Source organism: Cupriavidus sp. 05T42 (genome assembly GCF_056396345.1).
In genome coordinates this window covers 65,487-90,458 of record NZ_JBFTLH010000014.1, presented here as the reverse complement: position 1 = coordinate 90,458, position 24,972 = coordinate 65,487, and the positions used below count along the sequence as shown (strand labels likewise).

Sequence of the window (24,972 nt, the reverse complement as noted above, 5' to 3'; positions counted from 1 at the left end):
GCAATACCAGACAGGCCGTTCCCTCGGGAACGGCCTGTCGCATTTGCCCCTTCGTTTATCAAATGCCCCCAACGGTTGCTGTCTCGCTGGGGGCTGGTTGTGCTGGAGATGCCGGCAGGTCTGGCTATGCCGGCGGGGCGGACCGCATCAGATCTTGCCCGCTCCCCTCGCCCACTTGTACTTCGCGCCGAGCACCGCCACCGGGATTTCGGTCGAGTACGCGTAGGACGGTACGCCGTGCTCGTACAGGTACTCGGCAGCTTCCTCCACCTGCACGTCGCCGGCCAGCGACGCCACGATCGGCTTTTCGATGCCCTTCGCCGCCATCTCTTCCTTCACCTCGATGACCAGCTGGGCGAACACCATCGGCGGCGTGATGATCGTGTGCCAGTAGCCGAGGATGATCGCATGGATGCGCGGATCTTCCATGCCAAGGCGCAGCGTGTTCTTGTACGTCGTGGGCGGTTCGCCGCCGGTGATGTCCACCGGGTTGCCGKCGGCGCCGAACGGCGGGATGAACTTGCGGAACGCTGCGTCGAGGTCGTCCGGCATCGTCATCAGGGACAGGTTGTTGTCCACGCAGGCATCGGACAACAGCACGCCCGACCCGCCCGCGCCCGTGATGATGACCACGTTCTCGCCCTTCGGCGTCGGCAGCTTGGGAATGCCGCGCGCGAACTCGAGCAGGTCGCGCAGCGAGCGCGCCCGGATCACGCCGGCCTGCTTGAACACGTCCTCGTAGATGCGGTCGTTGCCGGCCAGCGCGCCGGTGTGCGAGCTGGCTGCCCGCGCGCCCATGCTGGTGCGGCCAGCCTTGAGCACCACCACCGGCTTTTTCTTCGACACCCGGCGCGCCACCTCGGCAAAGGCACGGCCATCCTTCAAGTCCTCGCAGTGCTGGGCGATGATCTCGGTGTTGTCGTCCTGCTCGAAGAAGGTGAGCAGATCGTCTTCGTCGATATCCGACTTGTTACCCAGGCCGACGATGGCCGACACGCCCATCTTGGCCGAGCGCGAGAAGCCGATGATGGCCATGCCGATACCGCCCGACTGCGACGACAGCGCCGCCTTGCCCTTCACGTCATACGGCGTGCAGAACGTGGCGCAAAGGTTCTTCGGCGTGTAGTAGAAACCGTAGATATTCGGTCCCATCAGGCGGATGTCGTGCTTGCGGGCAATCGCCACGATCTCGTCCTGCCCTTGCACGTTGCCGGTTTCGGCAAACCCGGACGGAATCAGCACGGCGCCGGGAATGCCCTTCTTGCCGACTTCCTCGAGCGCCTGGGCCACGAACTTGGCCGGGATCGCAAACACCGCCACATCGATATTGCCCGGCACGTCGAGCACGCTCTTGTAGGCCGTCATGCCCATGATCTCTTCGGCCTTGGGGTGGATCGGGTAGATCTTGCCCTGGTAGCCGCCGTTGATCAGGTTCTTCATCACCGAATTGCCGATCTTCCCGTCCTCGGCGGACGCGCCGATCACCGCCACCGTGTCCGGGCGCATGATGCGGTTCATCTGCTTGACGATCTGTTCCTGCGTCGGACGGTACTTCTCCGGCTGCGGCGAGAAGTCCACCACGATCCGCACGTCGGCGGCGATGGCGCCGTCCTTGCTGGCGAACACCGGGTTCAGGTCCAGCTCGGAAATCTCCGGGAAATCGCTGACGAGCTGCGACACGCGCTCGATCATGCCGGCCAGCGCCTCGCGGTTGGCCGGGTCGGCGCCGCGCACGCCCTTGAGCACCTCGGCAGCGGCAATGCCGTCCAGCATCGACAGCGCATCTTCGTTGGTGGCCGGTGCCATGCGGAAGGTGATGTCCTTGAGCACTTCCACCAGCACGCCGCCCAGGCCGAACGCCACCAGCTTGCCGAACGACGGATCGGTCACGGCGCCGATGATCACTTCCTGGCCGCCTGTGATCATTTGTTGCACTTGCACGCCGATGATTTCGGCGTTGGCGTTGTACTTCTTGGCGTTCTCGATGATGGTGCGGTAGCCCTGCTCCACATCCGCCGCCGATTTCAGGCCCACCAGCACGCCGCCGGCTTCGGTCTTGTGCAGGATGTCCGGCGAGACGATCTTCATCACCACCGGAAAACCCATCTTCGTCGCCAATTCCACCGCGTTCGACGGCGATTTGGCCACGCCCTCGCCCGGCACCGAGATGCCATAGGCGTCGCAGACGAGCTTGCCCTCGGGCGCCGTCAGCGCAGCGCGCCCCTCTTCCTTCACGGTCGCCAGGATCTTGCGTACCGCATCCTTGTCATGTGCCATGTCAGGTCTCCATCTGTTCAGGCATTGCAGACAATCATTCGAGAGGTGGCGCGGCTCAGACCGCGCCGGCCGCCTTCAGCGCCGCGATCTGGGCCGGCGAGCGGCCGAGCCAGTCGAGGATTTCTTCGGTGTGCTCGCCCAGCAGCGGCGAACGTTCCACTTCCACGGGCGAGGCCGAGAGCGTGATCGGGCAACCCAGCTGCACGTACTTGCCGCGCTCCGGGTGGTCCAGCTCGACCAGGTAGCCGCGGTCGAACATCGACTCGTCCTCGATCAAGTCCTTCATCGAGAGAATCGGGCCGCACGGCACGTCCACCTCGTTCAGGGCGTCCATGACCTCGAATTTCGTCTTGGTCTTGGTCCACTTTTCGATGATGGAGAAGCACTCGCCCAGGCATTTCAGGCGCGCTTCCGGCGTGGCGAACTGCGGATGGGTGATCAGGTCCTCCCTGCCGCACAGGCGCATCAGCGGCTCCCAGCCTTGCGGCTGGATGATCACGTAGACGTAGTCGTTGGCCCCGCCCGGCGAGCAGCGCAGCGCGGCGCCCGGCTGGCCGCCGCCCGACGCATTGCCGGCACGCGGCACATAGTCGCCAAAGGTTTCGTTCGGAAATTCCTTAAGCGGACCGGCCGAGAGGCGCTGCTGGTCGCGCAGTTTCACGCGGCAGAGATTCAGCACCGAATCCTGCATCGCCACTTCCACGCGCTGGCCACGGCCCGAATGCTCGCGGTGCAGCAGCGCGGCCAGGATGCCGACCACGCAGTGCACGCCGGTACCCGAGTCGCCGATCTGCGCGCCGGTCACCGTCGGGGCACCATCCTCGGTACCGGTCGTGCTGGCCGAGCCGCCCATGCACTGGGCCACGTTCTCGTACGCCTTGCAGTCCGCGTACGGCCCCGGGCCGAAGCCCTTGATCGACGCGTAGATCAGGCGCGGGTTCAACTCCTGCAGGCGGTCCCAGTCGAAACCGGCGCGGTCGAGCACGCCGGGACCGAAGTTCTCCACCAGCACGTCGCAGCGCTGCACCAGGTCTTCCAGCAGCGCCTTGCCCTCGGGCGTCTTCATGTTCAGCGTGAGGCTGCGCTTGTTGGAGTTCAGCATCGTGAAGTAGAGGCTGTCGGCGTTCGGCACGTCGCGCAGCTGGCTGCGCGTGATGTCGCCCCGCCCGGGCAGTTCCACCTTGATCACGTCGGCGCCCAGCCAGGCCATCAGCTGGGTGGCCGAGGGGCCGGCCTGCACGTGCGTCATGTCCAGGATGCGGACACCGTCGAGTGCTTTGTTATTCATGCGTTGTCTCCTTGAGTATTCCCGTGCGCGCTTGCTGGATAACGTATGTGATATATCACGACACAACAAGAAGAAAATGCAGCGCGGTTCAGACTTTTCATTCCGCATCGCAATAGATCCTGCGGCATACACGAGCGTTAACCCGCAACATAGAAGGCTTTGCGATCAATCTTGCGCTATTGATGCGATGGCCTTGTCAGCGCGGACATCCCTTTTGCGCGATTCAGCTCGCACCCAGTTTCGGCATGATTTTATTATTGATATATTACATATCGTATTTTACGCCGCGAAGAACTGAACAGGCKGGTCCCGACCTGGCGGCCCGCGGCGCTTTTCAACCGAGGAGACACGTGAACATTCACGAATATCAGGCCAAGGAGTTGCTCAGGCGCTATGACGTGCTTGTACCGCATGGCCGCGTGGCCTTTACACCAGACGAGGCCGCCCATGCCGCCCGCAAGCTGGGCGGCCCGGTCTGGGTGGTGAAGTCGCAGATCCACGCTGGCGGCCGCGGTGCCGGCCGCTTCGCGGATGACAGCTCGGGCAAGGGCGGCGTGCGCGTGGTGAAGTCGATCGATGACGTCCGCTCGAGCGCCGCGCAGATGCTGGGCAAGACCCTGGTCACCAGGCAGACCGGCCCGGCCGGCCGGGTAGTGCGGCGCCTTTACGTCGAGGAAGGCTGCGACATCGCGCGCGAGCTCTACCTGGGCATCCTGATCGACCGCACCACCTCGCGCATCACGATCATGGCGTCCACCGAAGGCGGCATGGAGATCGAGGAGGTTGCCGCACGCACGCCCGAGAAAATTCTGAAGGTGGCAATCGATCCGGCCAGCGGCATCCAGCCGTTTCATGCACGCCGGCTGGCATTCGGCCTGGGGCTGTCGGGCAAGCAGGTGGGCGCGGCTACCCGTTTTATCCTCTCGACCTACCGCGCGTTCACCGAACTCGACGCGTCKATCGTCGAGATCAATCCGCTTGTGGTCACCGGCAGCGGCGACGTGATGGCGCTCGACGCCAAGTTCAGTTTCGACGATAACGCCCTCTTCCGCCATCCCGACATCGATGCCATGCGCGACGAGAGCGAGGAAGACCCGGCCGAGACCGAAGCCGCCCGGCACGCCCTGAACTACGTGCGGCTGGACGGCAACATCGGCTGCATGGTGAATGGCGCAGGCCTGGCGATGGCCACGATGGACATCATCAAGCTCCATGGCGGCGAGCCGGMCAACTTCCTCGACGTAGGCGGCGGCGCCACGACGGAGCGCGTCACCGCGGCGTTCCGGCTGATCCTGGCCGATCCCAGGGTCGAAGGGATTCTCGTCAATATCTTCGGCGGCATCATGCGCTGCGACGTGATTGCCGAAGGCGTGGTGGCCGCGGCGCGCGAAGTGGACCTGACCGTGCCGCTGGTGGTGCGGCTGGAAGGCACCAACGTCGACCTCGGCAAGAAGATCCTGCGAGATTCGGGCCTGCCGGTCGTCTCGGCCAAGGATCTTGCCGATGCGGCCGAGAAAGTCGTGTCCGCCGTGCGCACGCACCCATCGAAGAAGGGAGGAAAGTGAAATGGCMGTGCTGATCGACAAAGACACCCGCGTGATCTGCCAGGGCTTTACCGGCGCACAAGGCACATTCCATTCGGCACAGGCACTGGCCTATGGCACGAAGATGGTGGGCGGCGTCACGCCCGGCAAGGGCGGTGAATCGCACCTGGGCCTCCCGGTCTTCGATACCGTGGCCGCTGCCGCCAATGCCACAGGCGCCGACGCCTCGGTCATCTATGTGCCGCCACCGTTCGCCGCCGATGCCATCCTGGAAGCGGTCGATGCCGGCATCGCGCTGATCGTCTGCATCACCGAAGGCATTCCCGTGATGGACATGGTGCGAGTCAAGCGTGCGCTGTCGGGGTCCGGCAGCCGCCTGGTTGGCCCGAATTGTCCGGGGGTAATCACGCCGGGGCAGTGCAAGATCGGCATCATGCCCGGCCACATCCATACACCGGGCAAGATCGGCGTGGTGTCGCGCTCGGGCACGCTGACTTATGAGGCCGTGGCGCAGACCACGGCGGCCGGACTGGGGCAATCGACCTGCATCGGCATCGGCGGCGATCCGGTGAACGGCACCGACTTCATCGACTGCCTGGAGATGTTCCTGGCCGACGACAAGACCGAAGGCATCCTCATGATTGGCGAGATTGGCGAGATTGGCGGATCGGCGGAGGAAGAGGCAGCCCAGTTCCTGCGCGATGCGCACAGGCGCAAACCGGTGGCKGGCTTTATCGCCGGCACCACGGCGCCGCCGGGACGCCGCATGGGGCACGCCGGCGCGATCATCTCGGGCGGGACGGGCACGGCGGAAGCGAAGGTCAACGCCATGCGCGAAGCCGGCATCCATGTCGCCGGGTCGCCAGCGGAGCTGGGTGCGACCATGGCGGCGGCAATGAAGCAGGCATCGGAACGCGCCCCGCTCAGACGAAACCTGGCGTTGGCCAGCGCGTGAACGTAGAAACGGAAAAGGCCGGGAGAATCGCCCGGCCTTATCGTTCCTGCGCCATGCTGCAACTGCGTCCGGTGAGTCAGCCGGCTCCGGCCTCGGCGCCCGCCCTGGCTTCCAGTTCCGTGATGCGCTTGCGCAGCGCCCGCTCTTCCTGGAAGCGCACGGTCTCGTCACGGATCACCGCCACGATGCCGGTGATTTCCCCGCCCTGCCCGTGCAGCAGCGCCACGGTAAAAGCGATCGACATCGCTTCGCCGTTCTTGTTGATCGCCGGGACCTTGAGCAAGTCATGGCCGTAGCGGGTCTGGCCCGTTGCCATGGTCTTGTCGTAGCCCTCCCAGTGGCGCGCACGCAGGCGCTCGGGAATAATCAGATCCAGCGACTTGCCCAGGGCCTCCTCCCGGGTGTAGCCGAACATGTACTCGGCGGCCGGGTTCCATAACGTGATGGCACCGTCGGCGCCGGAGATGATCACGGCGTCGCCGATGGCCGACACCAGCTGTTCATAGTCGATCGCGGTCTGCATGGTCTTGGTCTTTCCTGAGCTTTCCAGGCGAATGGGAGGGTGGCGAGGTTCGCCACCAGGGGTCCGGGCTGTCATTGTGGCACTGTCGGCCATGCCGGTCCCTCAGCTTGGCGTCCAAACCATGAAGCGCCAGGGTGCGTTACGTCCCGTCTACGCATTCCCCGGCGCTCCAGGTGTGACCCGCTGTCACATTGGGCACTGGCAGTGCTGGCGCCTGGCTCAGATCACCTGCGACTCACGCAGACGGGAGATCTCCTCGGCGGCATAGCCCAGGCTGGCCAGCACTTCCTCGCTGTGCTCGCCCAGCAGCGGCGAACCGGTGATTTCCGGCTTCATGGCCGAGAACTTGATCGGGCTGCCCACGGTCAGGTAGGTGCCACGTTCCTTGTGCGGGACTTCCACGATCGAACCGCTCTTGCGCAGCGATTCATCCGCCGCGAGTTCCTTCATTGACAGCACCGGCGAGCAGGGAATATCGAACTTGCGCAGGATGTCCACCGCCTCGTACTTGGTCTTGTCGGCAAGCCATTCTTCGATGGTCTTGAAGATTTCGAAGATATGCGGCTGACGGCCCTTGGGCGTGTTGTAGTTCGGATCGCTGATCCACTCTTCCTTGCCCAGTGCCTTGCAGATCGGCTCCCAGGCGTGGCCCTGGATGGTGAAGTAGATATAGGCGTTGGGATCGGTCTCCCAACCCTTGCACTTCAGCACCCAGCCCGGCTGGCCGCCACCGCCGGCGTTGCCACCACGGGGCACCACGTCGCTGAACGTGCCGTGCGGATACTGGGGATACTCTTCCAGATAGCCCTGGCGGTCCAGTCGCTGCTGGTCGCGCAGCTTCACGCGGCACAGATTCAGCACGGCGTCCTGCATCGATACGGCAACCTTCTGACCCTGGCCGGTCTGCTGGCGGCCGATGATCGCGGTCAGGATGCCGATGGCCAGGTGCATGCCGGTGTTCGAGTCACCCAGGGCGGCGGCCGACACGGTCGGCGGGCCGTCCCAGAAACCGGTGGTCGACGCGGCACCGCCAGCGCACTGTGCCACGTTCTCGTAGACCTTCAGGTCTTCATAGTGGTGGCCGTCGCTGAAGCCCTTGACCGATGCCACGATCATCTTCGGGTTCAGTTCCTTGATGCGCTCCCAGGAGAAGCCCATGCGGTCAAGCGCACCGGGGCCGAAGTTCTCGACCAGCACATCCGATTCGCGGATCAACTGCTCCAGGATCTTCTTGCCTTCCGGCTTCTTGGTGTCCAGCGTCAGCGAGCGCTTGTTGCTGTTCAGCATGGTGAAGTACAGCGCGTCCGCGTCGGGAATGTCGCGCAATTGCGTGCGGGTGACGTCGCCGGAGCCGGGGCGCTCCACCTTGATGACGTCTGCGCCGAACCATGCGAGAAGCTGCGTGCAGGCGGGGCCGGCTTGCACGTGCGTAAAGTCGATGATCTTGATGCCGTTGAGTGGGAGGTTCACAATCGCTCTCCTGATGGAATAGAGGGTGAAACTGGGGTGGATTACTTCTTGGCCGCGCTCTGCGGATTCAGATTGGTCAGACGACCGCTTTCGGTACCGGCAGCCGGGTCGATGACGGCGTTGACCAGCGTGGGCTTGCCCGACCGCAAGGCTTCGTTCACCGCGGCTTCGAGTTCCGCCGGTGTGGTGACGTTGTGACCAACCCCACCGAACGCTTCCATCATCTTGTCGTAGCGCGCCCCCTTGACGAACATCGTGACCGCCGGATCGTTGCCGCCGGTCGGATTCACGTCGATACCCTTGTAGACGCCGTTATTGTTGAAAATGACGATGCAGATCGGCAGGTTGTAGCGGCAGATAGTTTCCACCTCCATGCCCGAGAAGCCGAACGCACTGTCACCGCACAGCGCGAGGACAGGCTTGCTGGTTTCGACCGCCGCAGCGACCGCGTAGCCCATGCCCACACCCATCACGCCCCAGGTGCCCACGTCGAGGCGCTTGCGCGGCTCGTACATGTCGATCACGGCACGGGCGTAGTCCAGCGTGTTGGCGCCTTCGTTGACAAACGAGATGCCCGGATTGGCTTTGACGACGTCCTTCAGCGCGCGCAGCGCGCTATGGAAGTTCATCGGCGACACATCCTTGGACAAGGTCTCGGCCATCTTCGCCAGGTTCTTGTCCTTGCGTTCGTCCACCGCGTTCAGCCAATCGGCGCCCGGCTTGGCAAAGCCGTTGCCGATCTTGTCGAGCATTGCCGATACGCACGAACCAATGTCACCCACTACGGGCGCGGCGATGGCCACGTTACTGTCCATCTCGGTCGGCGAGATGTCGATCTGGATGAACTGCTTCGGCTTGCCCCAGGTCTTGCCTTTGCCGTGCGACAGCAGCCAGTTCAGGCGGGCGCCGACCAGCATCACCACGTCAGCTTCCGCCAGCACGTACGACCGTGCGGCCGAGGCCGATTGCGGGTGTGTATCGGGCAGCAGGCCCTTGGCCATCGACATCGGCAGGTACGGAATGCCGGTCTTCTCGACCAGCGCGCGGATATCCGCATCGGCGCGAGCGTATGCGGCACCCTTGCCCAACAGGATCAGCGGGCGCTTGGCGCTCTTCAGCAGCGCGACAGCACGGTCGATCGAGTCCGGTGCAGGGAGTTGGCGCGGGGCCGGGTCCACCACCTTGATCAACGACTTGCGGCCACGCTCGGCTTCCATCGACTGGCCCAGCAGATTGGCCGGCAGGTCCAGGTACACACCACCCGGACGGCCCGACACGGCGGCGCGGATGGCACGCGCGATACCGACACCAATGTCTTCAGCGTGCAGCACGCGGAAGGCAGCCTTGGCGTGCGGACGGGCGATAGCCAGCTGGTCCATCTCTTCGTAGTCACCCTGCTGCAGATCGACGATCTCGCGCTCGCTCGAGCCGCTGATCAGAATCATCGGGAAGCAGTTGGTGGTCGCATTCGCCAGCGCCGTCAGCCCGTTCAGGAAGCCGGGCGCAGACACGGTCAGGCAAACGCCCGGCTTCTGCGTGAGAAAGCCGGCAATCGCTGCGGCGTTGCCGGCATTCTGCTCATGACGAAAGCTGATAACGCGCATGCCGTTGGCCTGCGCCAGACGGGCCAGATCCGTGACCGGAATACCGGGCAGGCCGTAGATGTTCTCGATGCCGTTCAGCTTCAGCGCTTCGATGACCAGATGAAAACCATCGGTTTGTGCCTGATGTTCTTCGCCAGCCTGACGCTGCAGCTCGTTTCCGACTTCTGCCATGGTTGCATCCTTCTATACAAATTGACGGGGATTGGAAAACTTCTGCTTCAAGGTGTCTTCAGCGGTCGTTCTCGCGCCCGCCTGGCTACTTCGGACTTCACGATGTCTCCTCCTTGACGATTCGCTACAGGCAGCGACCTTTGGCAAATACGGTATGTGATATATCAGTATTCAGCAAGCATTGATGCGAACTTTCGTCGATGCGCCGCAGCATTTCCCCGAAATTACGCAACCAGATAAGGGAAACTACCGAGCTCCCGCCTTCGCAAACTGGCTCGTTCAGCCGCGCACATGGTTGACCAGCGAGCCGATCCCGCGGATCGACACCTCCACCACAGAACCCTCCTTCATCGACCCGACCCCGATCGAGGTGCCGACGGCGATCACGTCGCCCGGCATCAACGTCATGTCCCGCGACAGCAGGCTGACCTGCTCCTCGGGCGAAAAAACAATGTCGGACAACGGGTAGTGCTGGCGCTCGACGCCGTCCAGACGCGTTACCACGCTGGCGCTTCGCCAGTCAAAGCCGGAGACAATGGCCGGACCGACGCAACCGAAGGTGTCGGAACCCTTGGCGCGCGTCCACTGCGGGAAGTTGGGATCGGCATTGAGCAGCTCGCTCGCCGTGACGTCATTGACGATGGTGTAGCCGAAGATGTGCGAGGCAGCTTCGGCGAGCGGCACATTCCGGCATTCGCGGCCAATGACGATGCCGAGTTCGCCTTCGTAGGCGATCTTGCCGGTATACCCGCTCGGACGCAGGATGCCGTCGCCGGGGCCGGCCAGCGAACTTGCCGGCTTCAGCAGGAACAGCGGATGCACGGGCACCGCTTTCTCCAGCCGGGCCGCGAGGGCGTGAAAGTTGTTCCACAGCGCCACGATCTTGCCCGGCTGGCACGGGGCCAGCAGGTCCAGCGAGGCGTAGCTGTAGCTATTGCCCGTAGGGCGAGGATCGGTATAGCCAGGGCCATCGCATTCGATGACGCGGTCGGCATCACCCTCGTCAAGCCGGCCATAAGCGGCGTCGCCATCAGGACGGCGGAAGCGAATCCAGGTTTGCACGGCAGAACTCCTCTGACAGGCGCGAGCGTGCCGCGCCTGCTCTTTCAGCAGAGAATGGAGAGACCCCCGTCAGGGGCTGTGGAGACGAGGCACCGGCCGGGGCCGGACGCCTCGGGTCAGATCGCTCCCGCCAGGCGCAGCGCAGCAATCTGGGCCGGCGACCGCCCCAGCGATTCGAGGATCTCGTTGGTGTGCTCCCCCAGCAGCGGCGAGCGMTCGACGTTCACCGGCGAGTCGGACAGTGTGATCGGCGAGCCGAGCTGCACGTATTTGCCGCGCACCGGGTGCTCCAGCTCGATCAGGAAGCCGCGCTCGTACATCGACTGGTCCCCGATCAGGTCCTTCATCGACAATATCGGGCCACACGGCACATCCACCTCGTTGAGTGCGTTCATCACCTCGAACTTGGTGTGGCCCAGGGTCCATTGCTCGATGATGCCGAAGCACGCGGCGAGCTTTTTCAGACGCACTTCAGGCGTGGCGAATTCCGGATCGGTGATCAGATCTTCGCGGCCGCACAGGCGCATCAGCGGCTCCCAGCCCTGCGGCTGGATGATGACGTAGACGTAGTCGTTCGCACCGCCCGGCGCGCAGCGCAGCGCAGCGCCCGGCTGGCCGCCGCCCGACGCATTGCCCGCGCGCGGCACGTGGTCGTCGAACTGATCGTTGGGGTACTCGCGCAGCGGGCCGGCATCCAGGCGCTGTTGGTCGCGCAGTTTCACGCGGCACAGGTTCAGTACGGCGTCCTGCATGGCGACTTCCACGCGCTGGCCGCGCCCCGAATGCTCGCGCTGCAGCAGTGCGCCCAGGATCCCGACCACGCAGTGCACGCCCGTACCCGAATCGCCGATCTGCGCGCCCGTCACCAATGGCATGCCGCTGGCTTCGCCTGTCGTCGATGCCGCACCGCCCATGCACTGGGCCACGTTTTCATACGCCTTGCAGTCCTGGTAGGGGCCGGGACCGAAGCCCTTGATCGACGCATAGACCATGCGCGGATTCAGGTCCTGGATATGTTCCCAGTCGAATCCGGCGCGGGCCAGCACGCCCGGACCGAAGTTCTCGATCAGCACATCGCTCTGCTGAATCAGGTCTTCCAGCAGTGCCTTGCCTTCCGGCGTTTTCATATTGAGCGTCAGGCTACGCTTGTTGCTGTTCAGCATGGTGAAGTACAGGCTGTCAGCGTTGGGCACGTCACGCAGCTGGCTGCGCGTGATGTCACCGCGTCCGGGCAATTCGACCTTGATCACGTCGGCGCCCATCCAGGCCATCAACTGCGTAGCCGAGGGGCCGGCCTGAACGTGCGTCATGTCCAGGACGCGAATGCCGTCCAGGGCTTTGCGTTGCGCCATGGTGCTGCTCTGACTTTGGTTGGTAGCCTCGGCCATGCTCGTCTCCTGATTTGTGCTTCGCTCTTTTGACATACAGTATGTGGTATATCAGCAAGATGCAAGAGGGTTTAAACCCGAATCATGGAAGTTTCGACGCTGCATCGCAGCAAATGCGCATAGGCCGTTCCAAGGACAGCCCCTCGCCTGCGAGATGGGCAAATAGCCAAAGAAACGTGCCAAAGAAAAAGCCCCAACGTGCCGTAAAGCTGTTGGGGCGCAAGAAGATTCGGCCACATCGCGGAACAATGCCCGCGCTCCGTCATGGGCTGGGCGACGGGGCGTGCATGACGTGGCCGGCAGTCAGTCCAGGAAGTCGCAGTTCTTTTCCACGTAGTCGGCCAGGTCCAGCGAGTGCTGGCGCACCAGCTTCTCGGCCAGTTCCGTATCGCGCTTCTCCAGCGCCTCGATAATCCGCAGATGATCGACGATCKACCGCGCGGCGCGGTCGCTCTGCGAGATCGTCATTTTCCGAATCGCACGCACATGGACGAAGATGTTCTTGATCGCGTCCATGATGATCTGCGACTTCGATAGCTGCACGATCGCCTGGTGAAAGACGATGTTGGCGTCGGAATACTCTTCGATGTGTTCGGCTGGCGTGGAGTCTCGGAAGCTGTCGAACATGTGTCGCAGTTTGCCGATTTCCTCGTCGGTGGCATGGAGCGTGGCCAGGCGGGCCGCCATACTCTCCAGCGCGGCCCAGACCTGGATCATCTCCACGATCTCGCGCTTGGTCTTGCGCATGATGTAGATGCCGCGGCGCGGCACCGTGCGCAGGAAGCCTTCCTGCTCGAGCAGCGTCATCGCCTCGCGGATCGGCGTGCGGCTCACGCCCAGCGCTTCGGACAGCACGCGCTCGTCCAGCCGCACTTCCTCTCGCGACTGATAGATATCGGCATCGGCAATGGCCTGGCGCAGCATCGCATAGGCCTGGTCGCGCAGGCTGGCGCCCGCGTTGATCGGCTGCAGCGACAGGGTCAGGCCGGCGGGCTGGACTTCGGGTGTTTGGGCGGACATGAATGCACTCGTCTATGACCGGCGCCCCGGGGGCCGAGGCGGCCTCCGGCGGCGTCCCGCCCCACTCCACTGCCGGGACCTGACGCGCGGACGCATGGTGTCCAGTTTGGCATGGCGCCATGCGGTTTGCTCATCAATCTCGTCGATGATCGCGCGTCAAGAACCCGAATGGGTGAGAAAGGGGCGGGTCCGGCCTTTCGTATATGGTATATCAAGATCACCACATCGCCGGGGATTTCTCCCGCGTCATGCCGCGCGCGCCACCGGCACGGGCGGCGCAGTCTGACCGCCCTGCGCCATCCTGTCGCGCTGCTTGATCAGCCCCAGCACGGCATCGACCATCGGCGTAGGCTGGCCGATCATCCGGCCCATCTCCTGCACCACGGTCAGCAAGGGGTCGATTTCCATCGCCCGGCCGGCCTCCAGGTCCTGCAGCATCGAGGTCTTGTGCGCCCCCACCGCGCCGGCGCCGTCGATACGCCGCTCCACATCGACCCGAAAGTGCACGCCAAAGCGCTCGGCAATCGCCTTGGCCTCCAGCATCATCTGGCGCGACAGCGCGCGCGTGGCTGGGTCGGACGTGATGATGTCCAGCGTGGCATGCGTCAGCGCGCTGATCGGATTGAAGCAGAGGTTGCCCCACAGCTTGAGCCAGATCTCATCGCGGATGTTGTCGCGCACGGGCGCGTCGAGGTCCGCCTTGACCATCAGGTCGGCGAGTTGCGTCACGCGCGAGGAACGGCTTCCATCTGGCTCGCCGATAGGAAACTTCTTACCGTAGACATGGCGGATCACGCCCGGCGCCTCGATCTCGGCGGCCGGATACAGCACGCAGCCGATCGCCCGCTCCGGCCCGAGGCCKCGCCACTGCTTGCCGCCTGGGTCCACGCTCTCCAGCGTGCGCCCGGCGAACTCGCCGCCATGCTTGTGGAAGTACCAGTAGGGAATGCCATTGACGCCGGTCACGACTGCCGTTTCCGGCCCGAGCAGCGGCTGCATCAGATCCACCACGCCGGGCACCTGGTGCGCCTTGAGCGTGATGAACACATAGTCCTGCGGATCCAGCTCGCGCGGATCGCTGGTGCAGCGCACGCGCGCCACGCGCTCCTCTCCTTCGATATGAAGGCGCACGCCGTTGGCCTGCATGGCCGCCAGATGCGGCCCGCGTGCGATAAAACTCACGTCGGCGCCCGCGAGCGCCAACTGCGCGCCCATGTAGCCGCCAATTGCCCCTGCCCCATAGATACAGATCTTCATGGGTTGTCTCCTCGATGGTTGTGATGACCGGTATTATTTTGATATATCACATACTATATTCCAGTCTTGGCGTTTCACAACCTCAATCTCGCCCTATCTGATGTCCCCTGCACCGCCGGCGTGCGCTACCATGATCCTGGTAGTCCGCTTTCGGGTAGCCCTGCCCCAGCCCACCCCAACCAAGGAGTTCGCATGGAATCGCTACTCGCGCTGGCGCGCGACCCGGCCGCCTGGGCCGCACTGGCCACGCTCGTGGCCATGGAGGTCGTGCTCGGCATCGACAACCTCATCTTCATCTCCATCCTGACCAACAAGCTGCCCGAGGCCATGCGCGAGAAGGCCCGACGGCTGGGGATCAGCCTGGCGCTGGTGATGCGCCTGGGCTTGCTGGCGACGATTGCGTGGATCGTGGCGCTGACCGAGCCGGTCTTCACGCTCCTCGGCAAGGGCATTTCGTGGCGCGACATCATCCTGATCGCCGGGGGCGCGTTCCTGGTCTGGAAGGCCACGCGTGAGATCCATCAGCACGTCGCGCCCGAGCCCGGGCACGGCKAGGAAGGCATGGTMGCCCGCGCCGCGCCTGGCTTCGCGATGGCCATCGGCCAGATCCTGGTGCTCGACCTCGTGTTCTCGGTCGACAGCATCATCACCGCCGTAGGCATGACCGACCACGTGCCGATCATGTTCGTGGCCGTCATCGCCGCCGTGACCGTGATGCTGTTCGCGGCCACGCCGCTGGCGAACTTCATCAACGCCAATCCCACCATCATCATGCTGGCGCTGGCCTTCCTGATCATGATCGGCATGACGCTGATTGCCGACGGGCTGGGTCACCACGTGCCGAAGGGCTACATCTATACAGCGATGGCGTTCTCGTGCGGCGTGGAGGCGTTGAATATGCTGGCGCGGCGGCGGCGCAGCCGGCGCGCGGCGTCGCCGCCGGCCTGATATCGGGTATTCGGGCGCGGTGGCTGGCGAGCCGCCTGCCCGAGCGGGTATGATGGCTGTCTTTGCTGTCATCCCCACTCACACGCATCCATGCTTCCTGCGGATCTTGCCGGCGCCGACGGCGACCAGAGCGCGTCGCTGCCGCGTTCCGAACGGGCCTACCAACAACTCCGGGGCGCGATCCAGGCCGGCCACCTGCCGCCCGGCACGCGCCTGCGCGAGGTGGAACTGGCCGAATCGCTAGGGTTGTCGCGCACGCCGGTGCGCGAGGCGCTGTCGCGGCTCGAGTCCGAAGGGCTCGTCGTCAACGAGCCGAATCGCGGCATGATGGTGACGCGGCTCGACGCCAGCATGGTGAGCGAGCTGTACGTCATGCGCGAGGTACTGGAATCCACTGCCGCCGCGCTGGCTGCCCGCCACGCCACCGATGTGGAAATCTCGTTGTTGCGCGATATTGTCGAGCGCGACCTGGCCTTCGCCGAAGATCCCGACAAGCTGGCGGTCAACAATCGCCTATTCCACGAGACGCTGCACCGCTGCGCGCACAATCGCTATCTGCTGAAGACCTTGCGCTCGCTGCACGAGTCGATGGCGCTGCTCGGCCGCTCCACGCTGGCCGTGCCGGGCCGCGCCCGGGGCTCATACGAGGAACATCTGGCGCTGGTGGAAGCGCTCGAGGCCCGCAACCCGGCGCAGGCCGAGCAGATCGCCCGGCGCCATATCCAGCAGGCGTACAAGGTGCGGCTGTCGCTGTGGATCGAGGAACAGTCAGCAGGCGGTCAATCGCTATCGTTTTGATTGATCGATAGCTTTCGATCCCGCCTAGCCCCAACAGCCCCAGCAGCCCCGCCCAATGCGGGGCTTTGTTTTGGAATGTTGGGGTGGATTGTTTAATCCACGAGAAGAGTGTGTTMCCTCGCGCGTGCTATGCCGGGCCGCCCGCGCTTGCTATCGTCCATACCGAGGCCGAGGCTCTTCTCTCCCTTTTCGGCCTCACGTCACCTCCGTGGCGGTTTTTTCTTTGAGGCGCGGCCTGATCGCCGCGCCTCCTTTCTTAGGGAGGTCTGCCATGACCGACAAATCCACCGACAAATCCGTCAGGATTCCCGGCCCGGATCATCCGATCACGATCACGCCCCAGGGCGGGCGCGTGGTGGTGACCGTAGCGGGCCGTGTGGTTGCCGATACCCGCCGCGCCTTGACGCTCGCCGAGGCCTCATACCCGCCAGTCCAGTACATTCCGCGCGAAGACGTGGACATGTCTCAACTGACGCGCACCCAGCACACCAGCCACTGTCCCTACAAAGGCGATGCGGCCTACTACAGCATTCCCGCAGGCGGCACCCGCACGGACAACGCCGTGTGGACCTACGAATCGCCCCATCAGGCGGTTGCCCAGATCGCTAATCATCTGGCCTTCTACCCGGATCGTGTCGATCGCATCGAAGTGACGCGTTAATCACCAAAAAAGCCAAAAGCCGACCCGCCGCACACCTCGAAGGGCTGTACGGCGGGTCGGCTTTTCAATGGCGGCGCCGGGAGACGCCGCAGGCACTACAGGGGGTGTTCTGACCGGATTAACCGTTCGCGTAGACGACCTTGGCCTTGCGCGCTTCCGCTTGCAGGCGGGAGAAAACATTCTGCACAGCAGCCACAACGCGCTTCACGTCGTTGGCAAAACCCAGGCTTTGCGTGCCCAGTTCGCGCTCGATCAGGTCGCGTTCGAGTTGATCGGTCATCTTGATGTCGGATTGGGTGTTCATGGCTTCCTTCCTTGAGGGATTACCCTTATGGGGTTTTCCCGAATTGTAGCAGAAGGATTGTCGCAATGCAGCATTAGGTGATAGTACGTATGCAGGGAAGCAACGCAAGCCGTCTTCCCCTTGGACATTCCACCAGGCGCCGGCAGCCATGAAGCGACGAAGAAGGCACCCCGCGTCCAGTACTATCGCCTTCCTGACGACTTCGAGACACACCATGACCGATACCGAAACATTCCTGCGCGAAGCCATCCGGCTCGCCCAAGCCAATATGGAGGCCGGCGGACGGCCCTTTGGCGCAGTGATCGTGCGCGACGGCAAGGTAATCGCCACCGGCGTCAACGAAATCCTGACCACCAACGATCCCACCTCGCATGCCGAGCTGAACGCCATCCGGGCTGCCAGCCAGGCGTTGGGCCGCCCAAGCCTTGCTGGCTGCGCGGTATATGCCAGCGGACATCCGTGCCCGATGTGCATGGCGGCCATGCGCTTGGCCGGCGTGACGCAGGTGGCGTACGCCTATTCGAATGACGATGGGGAACCGTTCGGCCTTTCGACAGCGGCGATCTACGCGGACTTGGCGCGGCCGTTCGCGGAACAGTCAATGAACATCGACTATGTGCCCGTCAGGCTGGACGGCGTCGCGGACCTGTATGCGGACTGGAGAACCCGACAGGGCACGGCCTAATCCTGAGGACCTGAAGCGGCCACGGGCGCCTTGATGGCCGGGCGGCGCGGTGATGGTCGGCCACGTACGCCACATATCGTTATCGTGTTTCCTTCGTTCCGTTGCGAGAGGCCCTTCCCTATCCTGCGTAGCTTGTACGGGAAAGGACCCTCGCATGACCGCTCCGCTGGAACTCGATCCTCAACGCGCCCCACGCCAGCTGCACCTGAACCTTAACGCGCTGCACAGCGGCTTCGTGCCGTCGGCATGGCGGCTCCCGGACAGCGACCCGCTCGCATTCACCGACGTGCAGCACTACGTCAGGCTGGCCCACACCGCCGAGGCCGGCAAGTTCGATGCGATCTTCCTGGCCGACAACGCGGCCATTGCGGACCAGATCAACTTCCGGCCGATTACTGCGCTGGAACCCACTGTGCTACTGGCCTGCGTGGCCGCCGCCACGACGCACATCGGGCTGGTCGCTACCGCCTCGACGAGCTACAACGAGCCGTACAACATCGCCCGCCGCTTTGCCACGCTCGATCATGTCAGCGGCGGTCGCGCGGGCTGGAACGTCGTGACCACCGCCGACGCTGCCTCGGCACGCAACTTCGGCCACGACGCCGTGCCCGATCATGCGCAGCGCTATGCGCGAGCGGACGAATTCACGACCGTGGTGCGCGCGCTATGGGATAGCTGGGAGGACGATGCCTTCATCGGCGACAAGCGGGACGGCCGCTTCGTCGATACCCGCAAACTTCAGCCCATTGCGCACCGCGGCGCGTCGTTCAACGTGCAAGGGCCGCTGAACCTGCCCCGTTCGGCGCAAGGGCATCCGGTGCTGTTCCAGGCCGGCGGCTCGGCCGACGGGCAGGAACTGGCCGCGCGGCATGCCGAAGCGGTGTTCTCGGCGGCGCAGTCGATCGAGGAATCCATCGAGTATGGCCGGCGGATCAACGCGCAGGCCGAAGCCATCGGGCGCGGCCCGCGCGCCGTGAAGATCCTGCCGGGACTCACGACCATCATCGGTGCGACCGAGGCGGAGGCGCTGCGCCGGCGCGACGAACTCGTCGACCTGATCCCGTGGGACTACAGCCTTAACCGGCTGGCCGGCACGCTGGGCATCCCGGCCGACCGCCTTCGACTCGATGCGCCGCTGCCCGAGCCATTGACACTGCCGGCCAACGGCAACGGCAACCACACGTTCTTCAACACCACTGTGGCGCTGGCCCGCCGGCGCGGGCTGACCGTGCGAGCGCTGATCCGCGAACTGGCCGGCGGTGGGGGGCATCGCGTCATMGTCGGCACGCCCGAACAGATTGCCGACGACATCGAGCACTGGTTCCGCCAGGGCGCCGCGGACGGCTTCAACCTGATGCCGGAMGTGCTGCCCGATGGCCTGAGCGCCTTCGTGGAGGGCGTGGTGCCCATCCTCCAGCGTCGCGGCATCTTCCGCACCGAGTACACGGGTCGTACCCTGCGCGACCACCTCGACCTGCCCCGGCCATCTGGCCGGGTATCCGCGCCGGAGCCCGCCACGTCGCGCGCTGCCGCCTGACCGCCTTCTTCCACCGATCACACCATACCCATCCATGAACCGCCGCGATTTCCTGGCTGCATCCACCCTGCTCTCGATTGGCCTGCCTTTCTCCGCTGAATCCTTCGCCCAGGCCACCGCCCCCGTGCGCGGCGGCGTGCTGAATGTGGCCGTCTCCCCGGAGCCCACGCTGCTGACTTCGGCGTTCATCACCACCATGAACATCGGGCAAGTCTCCAGCAAGGTGCTGGAAGGGCTGGTCGCCTACGATCTGAACCTGAAACCCGTGCCCGCGCTGGCGACGGCGTGGAACACCTCGCCGGACGGGCTCAAGACCACCTTCCAGCTCCGCAAGAACGTCAAGTGGCACGACGGCAAGGACTTCACCGCCGCCGATGTCCAGTACACCCTGCTCGAAGTCTGGAAGAAGCTGCATCCATTTGGGCGCGCAGCGTTCGCCAACGTCACGGCAGTCGACACGCCGGACCCGCACACGGTCATCATCCGGCTGTCCTCGCCGGCCCCGTACCTGATCAACTACATCAACACCTACGGCGCGCAGATCCTGCCGCGCCACCTGTATGAGGGCAAGGACGTGCTCAGCAACCCGCTCAACAGCGCGCCGGTTGGCACGGGCCCGTTCGTGTTCAAGGAGTGGATCAAGGGCAGCCATGTCCGGCTGGAGCGCAATCCGCACTACTGGCAGGCCGATCAGCCCTATCTCGACGGTATCGTCTTCAAATTCATCCCAGACGCCGCCGCGCGCACCGTGGCGCTGGAAGCCGGCGAGCTGGACGTGGCGCTCGGCTCCAGCATTCCGCTGTCGAACCTGAACCGCTTCCAGGACAAGCAGCGCTACCGCATCAACACCGACGACGGCCGCTACCTGGCAACGATCTTCCTGACGCAGTTCAACGTGCGCAAGCCCTACTTCGCCGACAAACGCGTGCGCCAGGCGTTCGCCCATGCGATCGATCGCAACGCGCTGCTCAAGGTGGTGTTTCTCGGCTACGGCAAGCCGGCCACGGGTCCGGTGCCTTCGTCGGTGGTCAACTACTACGCCGGCGACACCCGCCAGTACCCGTTCGATGTGAAGAAAGCGGCGGCGCTGCTCGACGAGGCTGGCTTCAAGCCCGGCAAGGACGGCAAGCGGCTGCGCATCACGCTCGACTACGATGGCGGCGGCGGCGTCACCGCCAGCCGGCCTGCCGAGTTCATCAAGCAGTCGCTTGCGCGCGTCGGCGTGGAGGTGGAGTTGCGCGCCGGTGACACCGCCACCTACCTGCGGCGCGTGTTCACTGACCAGGATTACGACCTGATGATMTCGAGCCTGCATCGCCTGCCCGATCCCACGCTCGGCGTGCAGCGCCTGTTCTGGACCAAGAACATCATCAAGGGCGCGCCGTGGACCAACGGCTCGGGGTACTCGAATCCCGAACTCGACCGGATCATGGAGGCGGCCGGACGCGAAGCCGATGACGGCAAGCGCAAGGCGCTGATCCGCAACTGGCAACAGATCGTGCAGGAAGATGTGCCCGTGCTGGATCTCGTCGAGCAGACCTGGGTCACGGTATCGACGGCGCGCTTCCGGAAGGCCACTGCGCAGGGCGACGGATTGTTCGCCTCGTATGCCGATGCCTGGCTCACACCCAAGGCATAAGCGCATGCGCCGCCCCGCCCTTGTGTTCCTGCGCCAGCGCCTGTTGCAGGTGATACCCGTGGTGCTTGGCATTGCCTTGCTGAACTTCGTGATCCTCCAGCTCGCGCCCGGCGATGTGGTCGACGTGCTGGCCGGCGAGGCCGGCGCGGCGACGCCCGAGACCATGGCCCAACTGCGCGCGAACTTCGGGTTAGACCAGCCGATGTGGCTACAGCTCGCACATTACCTGCGACAGATCGCCACGCTGGATCTCGGCTTTTCGTACCGCCAGAACATGCCGGTCTTCACCCTGATCGTGAACCGCCTGCCGGCCACGTTGTTGCTGATGACGCTCGCCATGGGCATCGCGCTGGTCCTTGGCATTGCCCTCGGCGTCGTGGCCGCCGTGCGCGTGCATCGCTGGCCCGACCGCCTCATCTCGCTGGGAACGCTGGTGGCCTACGCCATGCCAACGTTCTGGCTCGGCCTGATGGCCATCGTGCTGTTCTCCGCGCGACTGGGCTGGCTGCCGTCCGGTGGCATGACCGATGTCAGCGCCGCCCATACGGGGCTGGCCTACTTCGGCGATGTGGCGCGCCACGCCATCCTGCCGGCCTGCACGCTGGCAACGTTCTATCTGGCGGTCTACACGCGCCTGGTACGCACCGCGATGCTGGAACTGGACGGCGCAGACTTCGTGCGCACCGCGCGCGCCAAGGGCGCTGGCGAGATCCGCGTCACGCTCGTCCACGCGCTGCGCAACGCCTTGCTTCCGCTGGTGACGATGGCAGGCTATCAGGTGGCCTCGCTGCTCAGTGGGGCGGTGCTCGTCGAGTCGGTCTTCAGCTGGCCGGGCCTGGGGCGGCTTGCGTTCGAATCGGTCCTCGCGCGGGATTTCAACCTGCTGCTCGGCATCCTGCTGCTCAGTTCGCTTCTGGTCATCGTTGTGAACATCTTCGTCGATCTGCTTTACGCGGCCATTGACCCGCGTGTGGCCGTGGTCCGCACTGGCGCACGGCCATGACTGCAGCGACCGCTTCCGTTATCGCCCGATCCCGTCCGCGGGCGCTCTGGCGCACCATCACGCGACATCCGGCCGTCTCGCTCGGCGCGCTGCTGATGCTGATCGTCGTCCTTGCTGCCGTAGTGGGGCCCGTTGTGTTCCCGGGCGACCMGTGGGAAATGGCAGGTCCGCCGATGCTGTGGCCCGGCGAGGACCCGGCCCACCCGCTTGGCACCGATTTCATGGGGCGCGACCTCGCCACGGGGCTGGCGGCCGGCGCGCGCGTCTCGCTGCTGATCGGACTGGTCAGTACCGCGCTGGCGGCCACCCTCGGCATTGCCGTCGGCGCTATCGGCGGGTATTTCCGTGGACGCGTCGATGCGGCACTGATGCGGCTGACCGAAGTCTTCCAGACGGTGCCGAAGTTTGTCCTCGCCGTGGTGCTGGTGGCGATCTTCAAGCCATCCATCACGACCGTGGTGCTGGCTATTGGCGTGGTGTCATGGCCCGCCACCGCGCGGCTGGTACGCGCCGAGTTCCTGTCGCTACGCGAGCGCGAGTTCGTACTCGCCGGCGAGACCATCGGCATGGGCCACACGCGCCTCATCGTCACGCAACTGCTGCCCAATGCGCTGCCGCCCGTGATCGCCATGGCGACCCTCACGGTTGCCACCGCGATCCAGACCGAAGCCTCGCTGGCCTTCCTCGGTCTCGGCGACGCCAACGTCATGAGCTGGGGCACGATCATCGGCAGCGGGCGCGAACAAGTCGTGGACGCCTGGTACATCTGTGGCCTGCCCGGCTTTGCCATCGTGCTGACCGTGCTGGCCTTCAACCTGCTCGGTGACGGTCTCAACGATGCCTTGAACCCCCACCTGCGCCAACGACGGAGCTGACGCCATGACGCTGCTCGATGTGCGCGCGCTGCGCACCACCTTCACCACCGCCAACGGCCCCGTCACCGCGCTGCACGACGTCTCGCTGCACATCGATCGCGGCGAGACGCTGGCGCTCGTTGGCGAAAGCGGCTCGGGCAAGTCCGTGACGGCCTACTCGATCATGGGCCTGCTGCCACGCCGCACGGCAAGGATTGCGGGTGGACAGGCCTTATTTGATGGCACGGACCTGTTGGCGCTGGACGCACGTGCGATACAGGACATCCGTGGCAACCGGATCGCCATGATCTTCCAGGAGCCGATGTCTGCGCTCAACCCCGTGATGCGGATCGGCGACCAGATTGCCGAGGCGATTCGCCTGCATCGGCAGGTAACGCGCGCGCAGGCTGCCGAACGCGCGGTGGGGCTGCTCGAGCAGGTTCGCATGCCATCATCAGCCGCGCGCGCCGGCGACTATCCACACCAGTTGTCCGGCGGCATGCGGCAGCGGGCAATGATCGCCATCGCGCTGGCCTGCGAGCCCGACCTGCTGATTGCCGACGAGCCAACCACCGCGCTGGACGTCACGACCCAGGCCCAGATCCTTGCGCTGCTCAAGCGTCTCCAGGCGGAGACCGGCATGGCGATGCTGCTGATTACGCACGACCTCGGCGTGGTGGCGGAGACCGCCGACCGCGCGGCCGTCATGTACGCGGGCCGTATCGTGGAACACGGTGATGTGGGCGACCTGCTGTCACACCCCACTCATCCGTACACGGCGGGCCTGCTCGCCTCCCTCGCCATCGAGGCGCTCCCGCCCGGCGCGCGGCTGCCGGAGATCCCCGGCACGGTACCGCCGTTGTCCGCCATGCCACCAGGCTGCGCCTTCGCGCCGCGCTGCGCACACGCACTGCCCCGATGCCGGACGGAGATCCCAACACTGCGACGCGAAGGCGGTCGCCAAACCGCGTGCCATGCCCCGCTGAGCTTGCCGGTGCGCAGCATCCCCGTTCTCGAAGAGGTGGCGGCATGACCGAGCCGTTGCTTGCGCTGCGCAATGTCACGCGGCATTTCCATACCCAGGCAGGTGTCGTGCGGGCCCTTGACGACGTTTCGCTCCACGTGTCACGTGGCGAGACGCTCGGCCTCGTCGGCGAAAGTGGCTGCGGCAAATCCACGGTGGCACGCGTGGCCATGCGCCTGACGGACGTCGATACCGGCCGCGTGCTGCTCGATGGCGAGGACATTGGCGCGCGGCGCGGCAGCGCGCTCGATACGATCCGTACGCGCCTGCAGATGGTGTTCCAGGACCCCGCCGCCTCGTTGAACCCACGCACCACCGTGGGACGGGCGCTGGAGGAGCCGCTGATCGTGCATCGTCGGGGCGCTTCGGCAGCGCGGCGCGCGCGCGTGGCGGAGATGCTCGACAAGGTCGGCCTGCATGCCGATATGGCCGCACGGCTGCCGCATGAGCTGTCTGGCGGTCAGCGTCAGCGCGTGGCGATTGCGCGGGCGTTGATGCTCGAACCGGACCTGATCGTCTGTGACGAGGCGGTGTCCGCGCTCGACGTCTCCATCCGCGCCCAGGTGTTGAACCTGTTGCTGGACCTGCGCGACACGCTCGGCATTGCCTACCTGTTCATCTCGCACGACCTCGCCGTGGTGCGCCATATGTCCGACCGCATCGCCGTGATGTATCTGGGGCAGGTGGTCGAACAGGGCCCCCGCGATGCGGTCTGGGATTCAGCGCTGCATCCGTACACGCGTGCGTTGATCGCTTCGGCACCTTCGGCGCGCCGCGAAGCGCGCGAGCGTCCCGGCGCGGTCATCGAGGGGGAACTGCCCAGCCCACTGGCGCCGCCGGCAGGTTGCCGCTTTCACACCCGTTGCGCGTATGCCAGCGCACAATGCCGCGAGTCCGCACCAGTTTTGCGGGAGCGTGACGCGGGTCACTGGGTAGCTTGCCACGTTGCGTAGTGGCAGG

The 24,972-nt window shown here is 64.9% G+C and carries 22 protein-coding genes and 1 pseudogene; 13 read left to right on the top strand and 10 right to left on the bottom strand.

From position 1 onward, the window contains the following. Positions 1–147 precede the first annotated feature (147 nt). Positions 148–2,277, bottom strand: coding sequence for an acetate--CoA ligase family protein (locus AC1EJR_RS19115; protein WP_477147400.1), 2,130 nt, complete (start codon positions 2,275–2,277; stop codon positions 148–150). 55 nt (positions 2,278–2,332) lie between these two features. Then, positions 2,333–3,565, bottom strand: coding sequence for a formyl-CoA transferase (gene frc / locus AC1EJR_RS19110; RefSeq protein ID WP_092299738.1), 1,233 nt, complete (start codon positions 3,563–3,565; stop codon positions 2,333–2,335). 350 nt (positions 3,566–3,915) lie between these two features. Here frc (AC1EJR_RS19110) and sucC point away from each other — a divergent pair, with 350 nt between their 5' ends. Next, entirely contained in the window at positions 3,916–5,130 is a 1,215-nt protein-coding gene (gene sucC / locus AC1EJR_RS19105; RefSeq protein ID WP_477147399.1) for an ADP-forming succinate--CoA ligase subunit beta, read from the top strand. A 1-nt stretch (position 5,131) separates the two neighbouring features. Continuing rightward, positions 5,132–6,064 carry a succinate--CoA ligase subunit alpha gene (sucD, locus tag AC1EJR_RS19100; protein WP_477113556.1) on the top strand — a complete coding sequence of 311 codons (933 nt, stop codon included), beginning with the start codon at positions 5,132–5,134 and terminating at the stop codon, positions 6,062–6,064. 76 nt (positions 6,065–6,140) lie between these two features. On the opposite strand, the gene AC1EJR_RS19095 is transcribed toward sucD, so the two are convergent. From AC1EJR_RS19095 to AC1EJR_RS19065, 7 genes are all read right to left on the bottom strand, one after another. Next, positions 6,141–6,587 (bottom strand): PAS domain-containing protein, encoded by a 447-nt coding sequence (locus AC1EJR_RS19095; RefSeq protein ID WP_092299733.1) that lies wholly within the window; start codon positions 6,585–6,587, stop codon positions 6,141–6,143. Positions 6,588–6,806: 219 nt separating this feature from the next. Further along, the gene (frc, locus tag AC1EJR_RS19090) at positions 6,807–8,057 is read right to left on the bottom strand and encodes a formyl-CoA transferase (RefSeq protein ID WP_092299730.1); all 1,251 of its coding nucleotides are present in this window, start codon (positions 8,055–8,057) and stop codon (positions 6,807–6,809) included. A 41-nt stretch (positions 8,058–8,098) separates the two neighbouring features. After that, on the bottom strand, positions 8,099–9,832 hold the full coding sequence (gene oxc / locus AC1EJR_RS19085; protein ID WP_092299727.1) for an oxalyl-CoA decarboxylase: 1,734 nt from the start codon (positions 9,830–9,832) through the stop codon (positions 8,099–8,101). 279 nt (positions 9,833–10,111) lie between these two features. Continuing rightward, on the bottom strand, positions 10,112–10,894 hold the full coding sequence (locus AC1EJR_RS19080) for a fumarylacetoacetate hydrolase family protein (RefSeq protein WP_092299724.1): 783 nt from the start codon (positions 10,892–10,894) through the stop codon (positions 10,112–10,114). Between the two features lie 116 nt (positions 10,895–11,010). Continuing rightward, positions 11,011–12,246, bottom strand: coding sequence for a formyl-CoA transferase (frc, locus tag AC1EJR_RS19075; RefSeq protein WP_477147398.1), 1,236 nt, complete (start codon positions 12,244–12,246; stop codon positions 11,011–11,013). Between the two features lie 339 nt (positions 12,247–12,585). Then, positions 12,586–13,302, bottom strand: coding sequence for a GntR family transcriptional regulator (locus AC1EJR_RS19070; protein WP_477147397.1), 717 nt, complete (start codon positions 13,300–13,302; stop codon positions 12,586–12,588). A gap of 246 nt (positions 13,303–13,548) precedes the next feature. Then, positions 13,549–14,559, bottom strand: a complete 1,011-nt coding sequence (locus tag AC1EJR_RS19065; RefSeq protein WP_477113555.1) for a 2-dehydropantoate 2-reductase — start codon at positions 14,557–14,559, stop codon at positions 13,549–13,551. 192 nt (positions 14,560–14,751) lie between these two features. On the opposite strand from AC1EJR_RS19065, the gene AC1EJR_RS19060 reads away from it, so the two are divergent. The 3 genes from AC1EJR_RS19060 to AC1EJR_RS19050 all read left to right on the top strand — a co-directional run bounded on the left by AC1EJR_RS19060 (position 14,752) and on the right by AC1EJR_RS19050 (position 16,966). Then, the gene (locus AC1EJR_RS19060; RefSeq protein WP_477147396.1) at positions 14,752–15,507 is read left to right on the top strand and encodes a TerC family protein; all 756 of its coding nucleotides are present in this window, start codon (positions 14,752–14,754) and stop codon (positions 15,505–15,507) included. 90 nt (positions 15,508–15,597) lie between these two features. After that, the gene (locus AC1EJR_RS19055) at positions 15,598–16,305 is read left to right on the top strand and encodes a GntR family transcriptional regulator (protein WP_092299711.1); all 708 of its coding nucleotides are present in this window, start codon (positions 15,598–15,600) and stop codon (positions 16,303–16,305) included. A 271-nt stretch (positions 16,306–16,576) separates the two neighbouring features. After that, positions 16,577–16,966 (top strand): DUF427 domain-containing protein, encoded by a 390-nt coding sequence (locus tag AC1EJR_RS19050; protein WP_477113554.1) that lies wholly within the window; start codon positions 16,577–16,579, stop codon positions 16,964–16,966. 118 nt (positions 16,967–17,084) lie between these two features. On the opposite strand, the gene AC1EJR_RS19045 is transcribed toward AC1EJR_RS19050, so the two are convergent. Beyond that, positions 17,085–17,270 (bottom strand): hypothetical protein, encoded by a 186-nt coding sequence (locus tag AC1EJR_RS19045; protein WP_092299706.1) that lies wholly within the window; start codon positions 17,268–17,270, stop codon positions 17,085–17,087. 214 nt (positions 17,271–17,484) lie between these two features. Between AC1EJR_RS19045 and AC1EJR_RS19040 the strand changes: the two genes are divergently transcribed. The 8 genes and pseudogenes from AC1EJR_RS19040 to AC1EJR_RS19005 all read left to right on the top strand — a co-directional run bounded on the left by AC1EJR_RS19040 (position 17,485) and on the right by AC1EJR_RS19005 (position 24,965). Continuing rightward, the gene (locus AC1EJR_RS19040) at positions 17,485–17,955 is read left to right on the top strand and encodes a nucleoside deaminase (RefSeq protein WP_477113553.1); all 471 of its coding nucleotides are present in this window, start codon (positions 17,485–17,487) and stop codon (positions 17,953–17,955) included. A 154-nt stretch (positions 17,956–18,109) separates the two neighbouring features. Beyond that, on the top strand, positions 18,110–19,492 hold the full coding sequence (locus AC1EJR_RS19035) for an LLM class flavin-dependent oxidoreductase (RefSeq protein WP_477147395.1): 1,383 nt from the start codon (positions 18,110–18,112) through the stop codon (positions 19,490–19,492). Positions 19,493–19,526: 34 nt separating this feature from the next. Continuing rightward, positions 19,527–21,131, top strand: a complete 1,605-nt coding sequence (locus tag AC1EJR_RS19030; protein WP_477113551.1) for an ABC transporter substrate-binding protein — start codon at positions 19,527–19,529, stop codon at positions 21,129–21,131. A gap of 4 nt (positions 21,132–21,135) precedes the next feature. Further along, the gene (locus AC1EJR_RS19025; protein WP_092299694.1) at positions 21,136–22,134 is read left to right on the top strand and encodes an ABC transporter permease; all 999 of its coding nucleotides are present in this window, start codon (positions 21,136–21,138) and stop codon (positions 22,132–22,134) included. Further along, entirely contained in the window at positions 22,131–23,009 is an 879-nt protein-coding gene (locus tag AC1EJR_RS19020; RefSeq protein ID WP_477147394.1) for an ABC transporter permease, read from the top strand. The genes AC1EJR_RS19025 and AC1EJR_RS19020 overlap by 4 nt, the downstream gene beginning before the upstream one ends. A gap of 70 nt (positions 23,010–23,079) precedes the next feature. Further along, positions 23,080–23,550: pseudogene (locus tag AC1EJR_RS19015) on the top strand (ATP-binding cassette domain-containing protein); the annotation flags it as partial. A gap of 78 nt (positions 23,551–23,628) precedes the next feature. Continuing rightward, entirely contained in the window at positions 23,629–24,021 is a 393-nt protein-coding gene (locus tag AC1EJR_RS19010) for an oligopeptide/dipeptide ABC transporter ATP-binding protein (protein ID WP_477113569.1), read from the top strand. Next, complete coding sequence (locus AC1EJR_RS19005) at positions 24,018–24,965, top strand: ABC transporter ATP-binding protein (RefSeq protein ID WP_092299685.1); 948 nt, start codon at positions 24,018–24,020, stop codon at positions 24,963–24,965. The genes AC1EJR_RS19010 and AC1EJR_RS19005 overlap by 4 nt, the downstream gene beginning before the upstream one ends. The last annotated feature ends 7 nt before the right edge of the window (positions 24,966–24,972 follow it).

What these genes read in the sequence shown, in the direction of transcription:
- frc (WP_092299738.1), bottom strand. Translation starts at nt 3,565, where the DNA reads ATGAATAACAAAGCACTCGACGGTGTCCGCATCCTGGACATGACGCAC.
- AC1EJR_RS19095 (WP_092299733.1), bottom strand. Translation starts at nt 6,587, where the DNA reads ATGCAGACCGCGATCGACTATGAACAGCTGGTGTCGGCCATCGGCGAC.
- oxc (WP_092299727.1), bottom strand. Translation starts at nt 9,832, where the DNA reads ATGGCAGAAGTCGGAAACGAGCTGCAGCGTCAGGCTGGCGAAGAACAT.
- AC1EJR_RS19055 (WP_092299711.1), top strand. Translation starts at nt 15,598, where the DNA reads ATGCTTCCTGCGGATCTTGCCGGCGCCGACGGCGACCAGAGCGCGTCG.
- AC1EJR_RS19050 (WP_477113554.1), top strand. Translation starts at nt 16,577, where the DNA reads ATGACCGACAAATCCACCGACAAATCCGTCAGGATTCCCGGCCCGGAT.
- AC1EJR_RS19045 (WP_092299706.1), bottom strand. Translation starts at nt 17,270, where the DNA reads ATGAACACCCAATCCGACATCAAGATGACCGATCAACTCGAACGCGAC.
- AC1EJR_RS19040 (WP_477113553.1), top strand. Translation starts at nt 17,485, where the DNA reads ATGACCGATACCGAAACATTCCTGCGCGAAGCCATCCGGCTCGCCCAA.
- AC1EJR_RS19025 (WP_092299694.1), top strand. Translation starts at nt 21,136, where the DNA reads ATGCGCCGCCCCGCCCTTGTGTTCCTGCGCCAGCGCCTGTTGCAGGTG.
- AC1EJR_RS19010 (WP_477113569.1), top strand. Translation starts at nt 23,629, where the DNA reads ATGGCGATGCTGCTGATTACGCACGACCTCGGCGTGGTGGCGGAGACC.
- AC1EJR_RS19005 (WP_092299685.1), top strand. Translation starts at nt 24,018, where the DNA reads ATGACCGAGCCGTTGCTTGCGCTGCGCAATGTCACGCGGCATTTCCAT.